The organism is Chroococcidiopsis sp. SAG 2025, from assembly GCF_032860985.1.
Lineage (GTDB): Bacteria > Cyanobacteriota > Cyanobacteriia > Cyanobacteriales > Chroococcidiopsidaceae > Chroococcidiopsis.
Window position 1 is genome coordinate 101,988 of the sequence record NZ_JAOCNC010000001.1, and the last position, 15,207, is coordinate 117,194.

11 protein-coding genes are annotated in these 15,207 nt (G+C 43.5%); 8 read left to right on the top strand and 3 right to left on the bottom strand.

The genetic code is table 11. The features are described 5' to 3' along the window. Positions 1 to 136: 136 nt before the first annotated feature. Complete coding sequence (locus N4J56_RS00465; protein ID WP_317104650.1) at positions 137 to 2,095, bottom strand: ABC transporter ATP-binding protein; 1,959 nt, start codon at positions 2,093 to 2,095, stop codon at positions 137 to 139. A 758-nt stretch (positions 2,096 to 2,853) separates the two neighbouring features. On the opposite strand from N4J56_RS00465, the gene N4J56_RS00470 reads away from it, so the two are divergent. Further along, positions 2,854 to 6,480 carry an amino acid adenylation domain-containing protein gene (locus N4J56_RS00470; RefSeq protein WP_317104651.1) on the top strand — a complete coding sequence of 1,209 codons (3,627 nt, stop codon included), beginning with the start codon at positions 2,854 to 2,856 and terminating at the stop codon, positions 6,478 to 6,480. A gap of 148 nt (positions 6,481 to 6,628) precedes the next feature. Here the strand turns inward: N4J56_RS00470 and N4J56_RS00475 are convergent, their stop codons facing one another. Then, complete coding sequence (locus N4J56_RS00475) at positions 6,629 to 7,870, bottom strand: IS701 family transposase (protein ID WP_317104652.1); 1,242 nt, start codon at positions 7,868 to 7,870, stop codon at positions 6,629 to 6,631. 58 nt (positions 7,871 to 7,928) lie between these two features. On the opposite strand from N4J56_RS00475, the gene N4J56_RS00480 reads away from it, so the two are divergent. Next, the gene (locus tag N4J56_RS00480; protein ID WP_317104653.1) at positions 7,929 to 8,516 is read left to right on the top strand and encodes a hypothetical protein; all 588 of its coding nucleotides are present in this window, start codon (positions 7,929 to 7,931) and stop codon (positions 8,514 to 8,516) included. Positions 8,517 to 8,632: 116 nt separating this feature from the next. Further along, the gene (locus N4J56_RS00485; protein WP_317104654.1) at positions 8,633 to 9,136 is read left to right on the top strand and encodes a hypothetical protein; all 504 of its coding nucleotides are present in this window, start codon (positions 8,633 to 8,635) and stop codon (positions 9,134 to 9,136) included. 42 nt (positions 9,137 to 9,178) lie between these two features. On the opposite strand, the gene N4J56_RS00490 is transcribed toward N4J56_RS00485, so the two are convergent. Beyond that, a complete protein-coding gene (locus N4J56_RS00490; protein ID WP_317104655.1) occupies positions 9,179 to 9,529 on the bottom strand; it encodes a hypothetical protein in 351 nt (116 codons plus the stop codon). Positions 9,530 to 9,864: 335 nt separating this feature from the next. On the opposite strand from N4J56_RS00490, the gene N4J56_RS00495 reads away from it, so the two are divergent. The 5 genes from N4J56_RS00495 (at position 9,865) to N4J56_RS00515 (ending at position 14,996) form a co-directional block, all read left to right on the top strand. Beyond that, complete coding sequence (locus N4J56_RS00495) at positions 9,865 to 10,761, top strand: DMT family transporter (RefSeq protein ID WP_317104656.1); 897 nt, start codon at positions 9,865 to 9,867, stop codon at positions 10,759 to 10,761. 700 nt (positions 10,762 to 11,461) lie between these two features. Then, on the top strand, positions 11,462 to 12,226 hold the full coding sequence (locus N4J56_RS00500) for a calcium-binding protein (protein ID WP_317104657.1): 765 nt from the start codon (positions 11,462 to 11,464) through the stop codon (positions 12,224 to 12,226). Positions 12,227 to 12,578: 352 nt separating this feature from the next. Next, on the top strand, positions 12,579 to 13,499 hold the full coding sequence (locus tag N4J56_RS00505) for a S1C family serine protease (RefSeq protein WP_410500392.1): 921 nt from the start codon (positions 12,579 to 12,581) through the stop codon (positions 13,497 to 13,499). Position 13,500: 1 nt separating this feature from the next. Further along, positions 13,501 to 14,352, top strand: a complete 852-nt coding sequence (locus N4J56_RS00510) for a S1C family serine protease (protein WP_317104659.1) — start codon at positions 13,501 to 13,503, stop codon at positions 14,350 to 14,352. Beyond that, on the top strand, positions 14,352 to 14,996 hold the full coding sequence (locus N4J56_RS00515) for a response regulator transcription factor (protein ID WP_317110549.1): 645 nt from the start codon (positions 14,352 to 14,354) through the stop codon (positions 14,994 to 14,996). The genes N4J56_RS00510 and N4J56_RS00515 overlap by 1 nt, the downstream gene beginning before the upstream one ends. Positions 14,997 to 15,207: the final 211 nt, after the last annotated feature.

A 15,207-nucleotide genomic window follows, 5' to 3' on the forward strand; every position in this document is an offset into this window, starting at 1 on the left:
ACATCTCTACCCATAGTAAAACCTACATTACCCCCTAGATAGAGCAACAAACGCGATCGCTAGTGTTACAATTCTTAATAATTGACAAGGAAACAGAGCAGGGGGGCTTTCAGTATTCCTCTGCCCTTTTATTTGGTTATGTACCTAACATCTGCAACTGGTGTAATCCAGCATATAAGCCGCCAAGTTGTATCAACTCCTCATGAGTCCCAGACTCTACTAATTCGCCCCGCTTCAAAACAAAAATTCGATCCACATTACGAATAGTTGAAAGACGGTGAGCAATAATAATCGACGTTCGCCCCTCTAGCAAGCGCTCTAAGGCATCTTGAATATATGCTTCCGTACCCACATCCAAACTAGCTGTAGCTTCGTCTAGTACGAGAATGTGAGGGTTACGAATTGCTGCACGAGCAAACGCCAACAATTGCTTTTGTCCGCTAGAAAGATTCGTACCGCGCTCTCGCAACTGAGTATCGTATCCTTGGGGTAACTGCTCGATAAACTGTGCCACATTCGTATTCTCTGCGGCGGCGCGAATTTCATCAAAAGTGTAAGTATCCCCTAGCGTAATGTTACTTTTCACGTCCCCAGCAAAGATAAAACCTTCTTGCAGAATCACACCCATCCGACAGCGCAATTCTGCTTGTGGAATATCTCGAATATCAACTCCATCGACTAATATTCGTCCTCGTGTCGGTTCGTAGAGACGACACAGCAGCCGAATAATCGAACTTTTTCCCGCCCCCGTGGGACCAACTAAAGCAATTTTTTCTCCTGGACGAATCGTAAAATCTAAATCTTTAATCACATAATCGTCATTTTTATAGGCAAACCAAACGTGTTCAAAACGGATTTCTCCTACTTGGGTAGTTGATAATTGGTAGTTGGTAATTGGTAATTGGTTGGCAGTAAACACTGGCACTACACTGCGTGAAGACGGTTGACGGTTGAGTGTTGTTTTTTCTCCCTCAGCTCCCTCAGCTCCCTCAGCTCTCTTCTCCCTGCTCCCTGCTCCCTGCTCCCTGCTCCCTTCCCGCACAGGATCGCGAATCTCAATTGGTTCGTCTAAAATATCGCTGATGCGCTCAACAGCCGTAAATCCGGCTTGAATTGCGGTAAATTTTTCAGCAAACTGGCGTAAAGGATCGAATAATCGTTGGGCAAATAGAATAAATGCAGCAAGAACGCCAAATTCTAATCTTTCTTGCAAAATAAAAATACCACCCAACCAGAGTACTCCTGCAACTGCTACTAAAGCCACCCATTCTAAAGTTGCCGATACTGCTGAATCGTGAAAGATCGTTTTATCTACCTCACGAATATAGTTTAAATTCGTAGCGCGAAATAGTTCGGCGTTGAATTGTTCGCGGCGAAACATCTGTACGACGTTAATCCCAGAAATATTCTCTTGTAAGGTGGAATTGAGTAAAGATAGTTCTTCTCTAGCTTTATAATTGGCTTTACGATATTGCTGCTGAAAGAAAATAATTAATCCCGTGACTGGAAATAGCATCAACAACAGCATTAAAGCGAGTTGCCACTGTTGCTGAAACATGAGAACTAAAATTACCAACATAGAGAATAGATCGCTAATAATACCTATTGCTCCAGTTGTGAAAACATCTCCCAATGCTTCCACATCGCTTGTTAAGCGAGTAATTAATTTTCCCACAGGAGTACGATCGAAAAAGCGAACTGCTAAAGATGTAACGTGTGCAAATAAATCGTTACGAATATCTGCTGTCATTTGTTGTCCCGCTTTTTGCACTAGGTAGCCCTGCACTCCTGTGAAGATTAGACGAACTACCACTGTTAACAGCAACAAACCTTCCAGAATTTGTAAACCCTGCCCCAGAGGTAGATTTTTGAGAAAATCGTAGGTATTTGGTTCTTTACGAATGAGGGAGATCGCTTGACCGATCAAAATTGGTTGAACGGCATTGGCGATCGCGACTGGAACTAGCAAAATCGTAGAAACCAACAATATCCGACCGTGACGGCGACCGTAAGGAATTAATCTCAGGAACAATCGCCAATCATTCTGGCGGCGGCGATGTCTTATGGGTTGGGTTCCTGGCGCTGATATGGTCATGCTGCAACCTTGAGTGGGCGGATTGGTCAAACTAGATACGTTTCTTAATTTAGCGCTAGTACTGACCCCAGATCGCTCTCATTCTGGCTAGATTTTTGCAGGCGATCGCTCAATTTTTCTATTTCTCATGCGGCGAGGAACTCAGTTTGCTTAAAATGGAGCGATTCAATACCTACTGTCCGTCTGCTACTAGTCTTAATCAAAAAAATATGAAAACTACATATTATATTCACTGTTTTTCAGTATTATTATCAGTAATTCCTGTATCAATATTTATCTGAAAACATTGCAATCGCTACAATCTTCTGGCAATTCTTTATGCCAGATATATTATATTGCATATTTATGTGATTCAAACATTTAATCTGTTTTAAATTATGGAATGCAAGTTTATTAGTTTCGATCCAATACTTTTCGGTTAAGGCAAGCTCCCCCATAACCCCCGTTTTTAAGGAGACTGGGAATCTTCCAAGCTCCTTGCATCACTAACCAAGATGTATATAGTTTCGATTTTTTCTACTTTCTTCAAAGGAGATTTTTTTGTTTAACTCATTTAATTTTTCAACTACCTTACAAAAGTGGCTGAGCAATCTCGCGCAGCAGAGTTTAAATGAAACAGTATATATTCTATAAAATTTTATGACTGGCTTTGTCAACTTTTTGTTTTTATCAAGAAGATATATTCACTAAAAATCAACTCTGAGTTTGAGATTTAATCCAAACTCACTGACGAACCAAACTATTAAAAATTGAATTCAATGAAAGTAACAACTATAGAAACTGCGTACCCACTTTCATCGATGCAGCAAGGAATGCTGTTTCATAGCCTCCACGCTCAACAATCTGGAGTCGATATCGAGCAGGTAATTTGTTCGATCCGCGATCGCTTCAATATTTCTGCTTTTATTCAAGCATGGCAGCGAGTTGTGGAACGCCACCCAGTTTTAAGAACAAGCTTTGATTGGAAAAGCGATCGCCAACCATTACAATGCGTCCACCTACAACCCACTATTGAAATAGAACGAGAAGATTGGCGTAGCTTGTCAGCGATAGAACAAGAACAACAGTTGCAAGTATATCTTCAGCGCGATCGCGCCTTTGGCTTTCAGATGGATCGCTTGCCATTAATGCGTTTAGCTCTGTTACAGCTCGGCGATTGTGACTACCGCTTGATTTGGACTTTTCATCATGCCATATTAGACGGTCGGTCTTTGCATATAGTCCTTACAGAAGTTTTTGCTTTTTACGATGCTTTCTGCCTGGGAGAGGACTTAGAAATACCACAACCTCGTCCTTATCAAGATTACATCCAATGGTTGCAGCAAGATTGGTCAGAAACTACAAACTTCTGGCAGCACTTACTCAAAGGCTTTACCGCACCAACTCCATTAATAGCTACCTCAACATTAGCTAAAACCTTAAATACAGACTTAACAATCGTCGCTCGCAGTTTTGGCGATCGCCAACTTCGACTGTCAGAGCAAACGACAGCGATATTAAAATCTTTAGCACAACAACACCAGCTCACGCTTAACACTTTGGTACAGGGAGCTTGGGCTATACTACTGAGCCGCTATAGTCGCGAAACCGATATTGTCTTTGGAGCCACTAGAGCCTGCCGTCACTCATCTGTAGCTGGGGCTGAGTCTATGGTAGGACTGCTGATTAATACCCTACCAGTGCGGGTAGACGTATCGCCAGAGCAGCAGCTTTTACCGTGGTTGAAAGAATTGCGATCGCAGTGGGTAACTTTGCGCGACTACGAACATACTCCTTTAGTCAAGATTCAAGGTTGGAGCGATGTTCCAAGTGGTACGCCTCTATTTAATAGCCTTTTGGTATTTGAAAACTACGAATTGAATTCGGCTTTAGGCGCTCAAGGTAGTCGATGGCAAAATCTAGACTTCCGATTAGAAGAACAAACAAATTATCCGCTCACCTTAGTTAGCTGTGCCGCATCAGAACTTTTACTCAAACTCAAATACGATCGACAAAGATTCGACGATGCGACGATCGAGCGAATGCTAGGACATTTGCAAACCTTGCTGTCAAGCATGGTGACAAATCCCGGGCAGCGCATCGGAGAATTGTCAATATTGACAACGGCAGAACGCGATCGCATCGTGCGGGAATGGAACGACACCGAGACAGACTTTTCCCAAGAGCTTTGTATCCATCAGTTATTTGAAGCACAGGTAGAACTGACACCCGAAGCCGTTGCCGTTGTTTTTGAAGATCGACAACTCACCTACAGAGAACTGAACTGGAGAGTCAATCAGCTAGCACGGCATCTACAGCAATTAGGTGTGAAGCCAGGAGTACTAGTTGCCGTATATTTAGAGCGATCGCTAGAGACAGTCATAACAGTCATGGGAATTTTGAAAGCAGGGGGTGCATACGTACCGCTCGAACCTAGTTTTCCCAAAGCACGGATTCAACTATTGCTTTCTTCACTGGCAATTAATTGTTTGGTGACGCAAACTTCGCTACTGCCAAATATTGACGAGATTCAATCTCAACTTCCGGCGCTACAACACCTAATTTGTTTGGATGCTGAAGATTCGCAAGCGATCCCCCCTATCCCCCCTTGTGAAGGGGGGTTGGCAAAATTAAGCCCCCCTTATGAAGGGGGGTTGGGGGGATCTGAAAAACCATTCAATCGCCAAATTTGGCTGCGTGCCGATCTCGATCGGCTCCCTACAGACAATTTACCTCTGTCCGCTAGCTCAGATGATGTCGCCTACGTCATTTTTACCTCTGGTTCCACCGGAACGCCTAAAGGTGTTGTGGTTCGCCATCAACCTGTCATCAACTTAATTCAGTGGGTTAACAAAACTTTTGCCGTCAACTCCTGCGACAGAGTTTTGTTCGTCACATCTTTGTGCTTCGATCTGTCAGTTTATGATATCTTCGGGCTTTTAGCCGCAGGTGGATCGATTCGAGTTGTGTCTAACCGTGATGTACAAGATCCAGAAGCTTTGTTGCGCATATTGCGTGACGAGCCAATTACATTCTGGGACTCAGCACCACCTGCACTACAACAGCTTGCTACTTTTTTCCCTACTGTCACATGGGGCGATCGCCATCCACAACTACGACTAGTATTTATGAGCGGTGACTGGATACCAGTAAAGTTACCGGATGCGCTCAAAGCTACGCTCCCAGGAGTTGAAGTCATTAGTCTCGGCGGAGCAACCGAAGCCACAGTCTGGTCTAACTATTATCCGATTCAAACAGTCGAGCCGCATTGGGTAAGTATTCCCTACGGTAAACCAATACAAAATGCTCGCTATTATATTCTCGATGCCGATCTCAACCCCTGTCCGGTTGGCGTGGCTGGAGAGTTACATATCGGTGGCAAATGTCTCGCCTCTGGCTATTTAAATCAGCCCGATCTCACTGCACAAAAATTCATTCCTGACCCCTTTAATGACAATCCAACAGCACGACTCTACAAGACGGGAGACTTAGCCCGCTATCTATCAGACGGCAACATTGAATTTCTCGGTCGCATCGACCATCAAGTCAAGATTCGCGGTTTTCGCATCGAGTTGGGAGAAATTGAAACCGTACTGGCACAACACCCGCAAGTGAGAGAAACTGTCATCTTAGTACGAGAAGATGAGCCAGGACATAAGCGACTAGTAGCGTATGTCGTAGGACATCAGCCTGTACCTGGTACAAGCGAACTGCGACGTTTCCTTCAGGAAAGATTGCCAGAGTACATGGTTCCTGTTGCTTTCGTAGCGATCGCCGAAATCCCGCTCACTTCTAACGGTAAAGTAGACCGTCGCGCTTTGCCAATTCCCGATCGCGAGCGACCCAATCTAGAAAAGGCTTTTGCTGCTCCTAGCAACGCCGTGGAACTCCAGTTAACTCAAATTTGGTCGGAGATTTTAGGCATTCAATCAATTGGAATCAACGATAATTTCTTCGAGCTAGGGGGACATTCGCTGTTAGCCGTACAACTATTTACCCAAATCGAAAGCAAGTTTGGGACAAAACTCCCCCTAGCAACTTTGTTTCAAGCGCCGACAATCGAGCAGCTAGCAAATATAGTCGGTTGCGGGGAACAGTTAGTTTCTTGGTCTTCATTAGTAGCAATTCAACCTCACGGAGATCGATATCCTTTATTCTGCATCCACGCACTGGGGGGAAACGTTCTTGGCTACCAAAAGCTAGTTCGTCATCTGGGTGTGGAACAACCTGTTTATGGATTGCAAGCACGGGGGTTAGATGGTAAACAAAACCCTCACACCAAAGTTGAAGATATGGCAGCCGATTATATTCAAGAAATGCAGACGGTTCAGCCCAATGCTCCCTATCTGTTATGTGGCTTTTCCAGTGGAGGTACGGTAGCTTTTGAGTATTACAGTTGTAGATAAATAGAAGAATGAATTCGCTTTTGGTAATGGTAGTAACGAGCAGTAGCTTGATGAGATCTGCGCCAATAAGACCAACGCAAAACGTGTTCAAGACACCAGAATGTGGGAAACAAGAATCGAGATACCCACCGCTTCATCTCCCAGATACTTAGTCGGACAATAAACCTCGTGCCGCTTTGAACGCAGTTAGACTGCCAGTTGTTACTAGAGGTAAAGGGGGGGTAGAGGAGTGAATAGCAGGCTCACAAGAGTGTCGTAAGACGGTGAGAAATATTTGAGCAGCCAGGACGAGGGTGATGTGTCGATGCCAACCATGCCAGGAACGAACTTCGTACTCTCCTAAACCTAGCTGGTCTTTAGCAAATTTAAAGCACTCCTCAATCCGCCACCTTTGCCCGGCGATTTGAACCATCGTTTCTAGGGTAGTATCGCTCTTAGCAAATACTTGATAGTAGCTGACGCGAGGATCTTCAGGGTGTTCTAGAGAGCGGCGGAACAATAACCAACGTTGAAAACCATCTGATCTGTCACAATTAACTGGCACTTTCGCCCAGTCATAGTATCTTTCTCCCTTACTGCCAGCTCCACAGCTAAGACGTTGCCACAGCTGGCTGTCCGGCTGAGGTAACAGTTCTTGGGCTTGATAACGTTGCCAGCCAATAACTACAGGCTGCTTCTTGCTGACCGTGAGTATATACGGTTGTTTAGCAGTCTTTTCCAGCCACCACCACAATGAACCATCGTTGCCATAAACCTCATCAGCAACAAACCAGGCGGGACGTATTCCGTCTTTAAAAGCTGATTCCAACATCTGTTGTGCTAGTTGAGGTTTAGTCGCAAATGTGATTGATTTTGGAACTGCTCCCTTCTTACGTTTGCTTTGATCTTCACTCCATGTGCGCGGTAGATACAAACGGCGATCGATCAACGTATGTCCTTTGTCGCTAATGTAGGACATGAACACACCTACCTGGCAATTCTCCAAATGTCCAGTTGTGCCATAATACTGCACCTGTACGCCTACTGACTGCTCTCCTTGCTTCAGAAAACCTGTTTCATCAATTGCCAAAATATCTGTTTCACTCTTCAAATGCTCCACTGCATACTTTCTAATTTCTGCACACACTGCGTCCGCGTTCCACTGCGCCCGTCCTAGTAAATGTTGGAAGCGATAGGGATTGCTATACCCTACCTGTTCTGCCATTTGCCATCCATTCTTCCGCTCAACTGGGCTTAGTAGTGCCTGGATATAGTCATACGCTGCAAGACGTGCTTCAGAACGAGCGAAGTGCTTTCCCAGTTTTTGCTGAAACGCTTTCAATCTACTGCTCCATTGGGAGAGCGCTTCTAATGCAACACCTGTTAAAAACACGTTGGATGTATCAAGCATTGCTAAACTGTATTTCCTTACAAATCTAGTTTAGCTTATCTACAACTGTAATATTGAGATGGCACGACAGTTACAAGCGCAGGGTGAGGAAGTGGCTTTACTAGGCATGTTCGACACTTACAGCCCCCGTTTATTTATTCACAATCCCTCACTATTTCGCACAATTTATACTTACTTGCGTACTCTTTGGCGGCTGCCGCTACCAGAAAAACAAACTTATTTTCTGCAAAAGTTAGATTGGATACACTTGCTGTTGACTGGCAAACAAAGCAGCAAATATGACCTCTGGAACAACTACTCTTTATCTGAAAATGCCAACCCTTACAATATAGTGTTAATTGAGGCGCTAAAGCAGGCAACAATGGTAGATTACGTTCCGCAAAGTTACTCCGGTCGAGTGGCTCTGTTTACGAGTAAAGAAGTTTTGAGATGGTGTTACTCTACACCCGATCTCGGTTGGAATAGCTTTGTCGAGCCAGGAGTCGAGATCCACGAAATACCTGGTACGCATTTGGGTTTGTTGGACGAACCAAACGTGCAAGTATTAGCTTCTAAACTCAAGAATTGCTTGGAGCAAGCACAAGTTGGCGATCGTACGTTAAGCTTAGTCGATAGCAGTTGTGTCATGGAGCTTTCGATCGGCTGAGTTTCTATACAATCGTCATTTGCAGTTTTATATCGCGAGCGATCGCATTCTTGCTAGAGATACTTCGCTAAAATGCAAACAAGCGCGATCGCTCGTTGTTTATCTCTAGCTTGCAGATGTCTACAGAAGTTTACCTCCTGTTCGAGAACCTGCTGTTTTTTGCGCTCGCCACGTCCTTTTTTGCCCTCGTCGGCTGGGCGTGGAGACATTCAAAACCTTTTTATCTTCCCGAACCACTGCCTGAGTGGTTCAAAATCTGGTTTGGTACGGTGCAGGTTGTGGGATTATTACTACCAATAGCTGCCTTGCTGTGGGGAATTTGGCAGGGCTACTCCAGCGTTTTAACTATACTCATACCGTACTTGGTCATGCTGGGTTTGCAAATTCTTTCCGAAATTGTCACCCTCAGATATTTTCACACTGTGGTGTGGGTCATGGTTCCATACCTTTACTTGCCTTACCGCATCTGGCAGTTATATGAAGGCATGTTACTACTAAGCCCAACTGATGACCTACTTTGGATAAAGAATTTATTACTTGTCAATATTGTGTTGTGGATTTTGAACTACGCCCTCGATTTATCCCAACTACCAAGGCTATTGCGCTGGGAAAGTAAATAGTTAGTTGTTAGTTATTAGTTGTTGGTTTGTTGGTAATACCAATCATCCGTTGCCCAATAACGCTTCAAATTCTGCCTTTAAACCATTAACATCTGCTACTCTTGCTACTAACAAATTATCTTTGCCCCCGGCATCGTCAAAACGAGATTTCCAATACTGAACCGTGTCTGAGTTACGCATCCAAAAACTAACGACAGTATCGATGACTTGTTCTAAATTCCAATTTTGTTTGTAGGGAATAGTTTCTATCGATTTTAAAAAAGCGTCCAAGGTACACTTATATGCTCCTAAATACTCTACTCCGCGCCCCTGAGGAACTTGTACGACTTGTTGTTGATGCTCAAAAAAATAGAGAATTGGCGATACTCCTACAATTTCAAATGTATATTCCATCTTGACCTCCTAATATCAGTTATCAGTTATCAGTTAGTTGACCTCTTTTCTAGCCACTAGTCACCAGCCACTAGCGATTTACTAGTCACTTATTATTAGCAATCGTTATAGCTGTAATTCTGGTGAGTTGACATCCGAAAAAAGGCGGAGAATGAGCTATATCATGAGGATTATTGAGTTAAAAAATTAGCACCGTTTGCTCTTGAGTGCTAAAAAGCTCCAGATAAAAATTAGCACTGAACTACTTTGAGTGCTAATCTGAAATAGGCGTTATAGTATTTTATCTAAAACATTAAAAAGAGTTGTTCAGTATTTTTAATAACTTTTTTACAATCTTGCAGACAGATTTTTTAGGTGAGCTGGCGGCGCTAACAGCTGCTTGTTTGTGGGCAATATCTTCAGTTATCTACGGACGCATCGGACAACGTATTCCACCACTAGAATTAAATATTCTCAAAGGCGCGATCGCGATCGCCTTACTTGTTTGTACTCTATTGTTACAAAATTCAACATTTACAGATGTTACTCCTACCACTTTAGGCTTACTTCTACTCAGTGGGGTTTTAGGAATTGGTATTGGAGATACAGCGTTCTTTTTTGCCTTAAATTACTTAGGTGCTAGACGCGCCTTGTTAATGGAGACTTTATCACCTCCTCTTGCAGCAATTTTGGCATTGATTTTTCTGCAAGAACAGCTCAGTTTAATTGCTTGGTGCGGCATTCTACTAACTATTCTAGGCGTGGCTTGGGTGATTACAGAGCAAGTCCCCAATTTCTCAGCAAGCTCTGTTCACATACTACATGGTGTTGGTTTTGGAATTTTAGCCGCGATCGCCCTTGCTAGTGGTGCTATCATTTCCCGGATAGTACTGACTACCAGCAATATTAGTCCGTTATGGGCAGCTTTATTACGCTTGTGCGGTGGCGTATTGGTTCTATTACCTTGGAGGTGGTTGAGACAACAACCAAGGCGCTTTAGATTCAGAAGCTTAAATACCAAAATAATCTTAGCAATTTGCGTTGCCGCTTTTGCTGGCACTTACTTAGGAATCTGGCTGCAACAAGTAGCAGTCAAGTTTGCAGTTGTAGGAGTTGCCCTCACGTTGAGCAATACCAGTCCTTTATTTGTTATTCCCATTGTTGTTTGCTTGGGAGAAAGAATCAGTCTTAGAGCAATTTTAGGGGTTTTTATAGCCCTTAGTGGTATAGCTGTACTGTTGTTATCACGTTGAGTAACGCAGGCTACGTTCATTCTTTCTGTTTCAGAGCGAGTCTTGAGTATTTCTGCTATATTTCTTGAGATAAAACTATGAATTTCCGGTAAAGGTTGCCTCTATCTAGAAAATTGTACTTTCAGCAAAAATATCTGCAAGAAAACTGCACCAAATCTGCACCAAATCTGCACAATTGCGGCATAATAAGAAATGAAATCTAGCTAAGTTGTTCTCTACTTCATAAAGAGATCGACAAAGGTCATTAAAACCTGTAAGATGATATCACTAGTTAGCAGTTTGCTCAAATATAAAAATATTATTAAAAAGTATTAATAATATAAATTTAATATTATTTGAGCAAAAACTTAATCATAACGATAGCAGATACAGCTAAATTTTCTTTTTGATTGAAATTTTATTCAAATAAGCTTGCTGTTTAAATACAAGCTTTGGTAAGGTTTTGAGCTGTTCAATCGAACAATATTTATTGAAAGTAGCGGCAACAAGCACCATTTCAGATTGCGATCGCTATGAGAGTTTCAAAGTAGCTTTTTTTACTAAGCAGCGCAGTAATCCTTCTCAAGACAGCGGTAAGCTGCAAAGTTAGGTTGTAATTATTGGATTGAACTTCTCTGTTCTCTGTTCGTCAGTCCAACAGAGAAACTTTGTCAACCAATCTACAAATAGTTAAACAAACCTGGTACGAGGAGCAAAGAACATGGCGACTATTGAAGGAACGTTTTCTGATGACAAACTTTCCGGCAATCTCGATACTGCTGAAAGCGATTTTATTTACGGCTACGATGGCAACGATAAACTTTACGGTAGAGATGGAGATGACTCTCTGTGGGGTGGTAACGGTAACGATAGATTAAAAGGCGGATCGGGTAATGACATACTAGATGGCGGTTACGGAGACGACACTGTATATGGTGGAACAGGTAACGACACTCTATACGGCTTCAACGGTAACGATATCTTATTTGGAGACGGAAATAACGATAACTTAATTGGTGGATTTGGCAACGACGTTCTAGATGGAGGAGAAGGAAACGACATCATTGATGGTGCTGGAGGAGGTGCATACATCGGTAGTTCAGTTAGTCGTGGTGCTAATGAAATAGATGTCTTGACTGGAGGTGCAGGAGCAGATACATTCAGGCTTGAAGGTGGTGCTGGGCGAGATGGTGCAGGTACATCTTACAGATTTGCTGGTAATAACGATTACGCTCTCATTACAGACTTCAATCCTCTTGAAGATACGATCGTTTTAATAAGTATTGATACCTCTGGACCATCATTCATGCAAACACAAGTTACCTATAGTCTAGGTGCAGCACCAAGCGATTTATTCCTACAAGGAACGGGAATTTATGCTGAATTTGCTAACAATCCCGGCACGCAAGAACTGATCGCTATTTTGCATGGAACTACACCAGAGTCAGTTAATATTGGTGGAAGCTACTTCAAATACGTCAGCTAACAACGTATTTCAAAATAAGCTTAAGCTGAAAAATTAATTGCTATTTTGCCAGCTATTTCACTAGATTTTTTAAGTCTTAACTACGGAATAGAACTATTTAACCTACTGAGAAACGCTGACCGAATTTGAATAAATAAGCTTAGAACTGTCCGTATTAACGGCAGTTCTTTTTTGATAAATCTAGTTCCTAGCCATTTTTCTAGGTCTGCCTCTCCCCATTTTTCTGATGTCATCCATAGTATAAGTTCGGCATGATGATGAGTAATAGTTGTTGAGAAGAAAGGGAGTAGGGAGTAGGGAGCAGCGACAAATGGCAAATGACCAATCACCACTTGCTAAAAGGAAAAATAATATGGAGTCGCCATCAATTGAGAGTAATACTTTGCTAGCACTTTCCAATAATTTAGCTGATGCAGTCGAACGGGCAGGTCGTGCCGTTGTTGCTGTAAATGCACGTCACCGTATTCCTTCAACTGGCGTTCACTGGCGCAATGGTATCATCGTTACTGCCGAACACACAGTGAGGCGGGATGAGGAAATTGCTGTCAGGCTACCAGACGATCGCACGGTAGCTGCAACTTTAATCGGTCGAGATTCCAGTACGGATTTAGCTGTACTCAAAATACCAGATGTCCAATTACCTACAGCAGAAATTGGTGATACCAGTACTTTGCAAGTTGGAAACCTAGTATTGGCTGTAGCACGTCCCGGTGAGAACGGGTTGAGTGCTAGCTGGGGGGTTGTTAGCGCTAAAGGTATTGGTATTACACAACGCAATTGGTGTGGCAAACAGACTGAAGGATTGCTCAAATTAGATTTATCACTTTATCCTGGTTTTTCTGGCAGTCCATTAGTAGATGCAAAAGGTTGTGTTGTTGGGATTAATACTGTAGGTCCTCGTAACATGGTGCTAGCCATACCTGTTGCAACTGTTAACCGCGTTATTGACACCTTACTGGAAAAAGGCAAAATTGCAAGAGGCTATTTGGGTTTGGGAATGCAGCCCGTGTTACTACCCGACAATCTGAAAAATGCGTTGAACTTATCCAGTAACGGGGGCGTAATCGTCGTCAATATCGAATCTGATGGTCCCGCCGATCGCGCTGGCGTATTAATTGGTGACGTACTCATTTCCCTTGATGGCAGTTCGATCGCCGATACCGGAGACGTACAGGCAATGCTTGGTTCGGAGTCTGTAGGTAAAACCCTCAACGCACAAGTTATTCGAGGCGGCGCGTTATTAACAGTACCGATCGCGATTGGAGAACGGTAATATGACTACACTAAATGACGAACTAGCAAGTGTTGCCGCAGCTTTGAGCCGTTCTACCGTACAGATACAAGACCGGAGATTTGGCGGCGGTTCTGGTGTAATTTGGCAAGCTGATGGTGTCATTATTACGAATGCTCATGTCGTTAGGAGCGATCGCCCTACAGTTAAACTTGCAGATAATCGGGTACTCGACGCTGTCTGTACTAACCGCGACCGCCTACAAGATTTAGCTGTATTGAAGGTTGATGCTACCGATCTACCAGCTGCTCCCATTGGAGATTCTGACACGTTGCGAGTCGGTCAGCTGGTATTTGCAGTTGGCAATCCACTAGGCATAACAAATGCTTTAACAACTGGGATTATTCACGCTGTCAGTCCCAAGAAACAACCTGGAACCTGGATACAGGTAGATATTCGCTTGAATGCTGGGAATTCTGGCGGCGCTCTTGCCGATACTCAAGGTAAAGTAATCGGTATTAACACGGCGATCGCAGGTGGTTTGGGCTTAGCTATACCCAGCAATATAGTAGAACGTTTCTTACGGCGTGGTACAGTTAAACCTTATCTAGGAGTGACTCTACAGCCTGTGGCAATCGGGCGGAGATACAGGCGCAGGTTAGGTTTATTAATTTTGGCAGTACAAGCAGGTAGTTTAGCTGAATCTGCTGGATTATTAACTGGCGATGTATTGACAGGAGTAGCCGGACGAGGGTTCACTGACATTTCAGATTTAGCCGAAGCTCTTTGGCAGTTTTCCCCAGGCGACTTACTACAACTCAATTTGATTCGTGCTGGCAAATCGGCGATCGCGCAAATCCAAATTCCAGATAAGTCGGGAGCAGTAGCGGCGTGATGCGGGTTCTGGTTGCTGCCACTAATCCGATTGTCCGTGCGGGTTTAGAGAGTATCGTGCGGACAAATCCCGATCTATTGGCAATTGGTAGTTCTGCCGATTCAGCGACCTTAGCTGCGGCGATCGCAACTCATAACCCTGATGTAGTTCTGATCGAGCTGAGTTTACCAGAAGGGGAGTCTGTCAGTGAAAAATTAGTTGCATTATCAGAAGTAGGAGAATTACCAATCGCCATTCTCACCGACACCGAGGATCGCGATCGCCTACCCGAACTGCTTCGTTCTGGTGTCAAAGCCATCTTACCGCGATCGGCATCGGCAGAAGAGATTTTACAAGCTGTAGAAGCTGTTGCAACTGGATTAGTTGTATTGCACGCCGATGCGATCGATATTCTCCTCACTCTTTTACCAATTAGCGAACGAGTTGTAGAAGCAACGACACCACTACAAGCATTAACTTCCCGCGAAATTGAAGTTTTGGGAATGCTCGCTGAAGGTTTAGGCAACAAAGCGATCGCCAAGCGTTTAGGTATCTCGGAGCATACGGTTAAGTTTCACGTTTCCTCTATTTTTAGCAAACTCAACGCTAGCAGCCGTACAGAAGCCGTGACTTTGGGAGCCAGACAAGGATTGATTATGTTGTAATTGGTCGGCTGAAAATACATAACTATTGACTCATAGCTAGGCATATCTATCTACTTCTAGGTAGAAAAAAATGTAAAGAGTCTAACTTGTAGATGAGTAGAAACTCTTACTGTGGTGCGATCGTTATTGTTTCTGGAATCGCTATTGTAGTAACTGTAGATAATAAAAGAACGCACTGGATGGGGGTTACGCCGTTGTGACCCAGAACCAT

Bases quoted from the DNA above. Each gene is read 5' to 3' on its own strand.
- N4J56_RS00465 (WP_317104650.1), bottom strand. From the start codon at position 2,095: ATGACCATATCAGCGCCAGGAACCCAACCCATAAGACATCGCCGCCGC.
- N4J56_RS00470 (WP_317104651.1), top strand. From the start codon at position 2,854: ATGAAAGTAACAACTATAGAAACTGCGTACCCACTTTCATCGATGCAG.
- N4J56_RS00475 (WP_317104652.1), bottom strand. From the start codon at position 7,870: ATGCTTGATACATCCAACGTGTTTTTAACAGGTGTTGCATTAGAAGCG.
- N4J56_RS00480 (WP_317104653.1), top strand. From the start codon at position 7,929: ATGGCACGACAGTTACAAGCGCAGGGTGAGGAAGTGGCTTTACTAGGC.
- N4J56_RS00485 (WP_317104654.1), top strand. From the start codon at position 8,633: ATGTCTACAGAAGTTTACCTCCTGTTCGAGAACCTGCTGTTTTTTGCG.
- N4J56_RS00490 (WP_317104655.1), bottom strand. From the start codon at position 9,529: ATGGAATATACATTTGAAATTGTAGGAGTATCGCCAATTCTCTATTTT.
- N4J56_RS00500 (WP_317104657.1), top strand. From the start codon at position 11,462: ATGGCGACTATTGAAGGAACGTTTTCTGATGACAAACTTTCCGGCAAT.
- N4J56_RS00505 (WP_410500392.1), top strand. From the start codon at position 12,579: ATGGAGTCGCCATCAATTGAGAGTAATACTTTGCTAGCACTTTCCAAT.
- N4J56_RS00510 (WP_317104659.1), top strand. From the start codon at position 13,501: ATGACTACACTAAATGACGAACTAGCAAGTGTTGCCGCAGCTTTGAGC.
- N4J56_RS00515 (WP_317110549.1), top strand. From the start codon at position 14,352: ATGCGGGTTCTGGTTGCTGCCACTAATCCGATTGTCCGTGCGGGTTTA.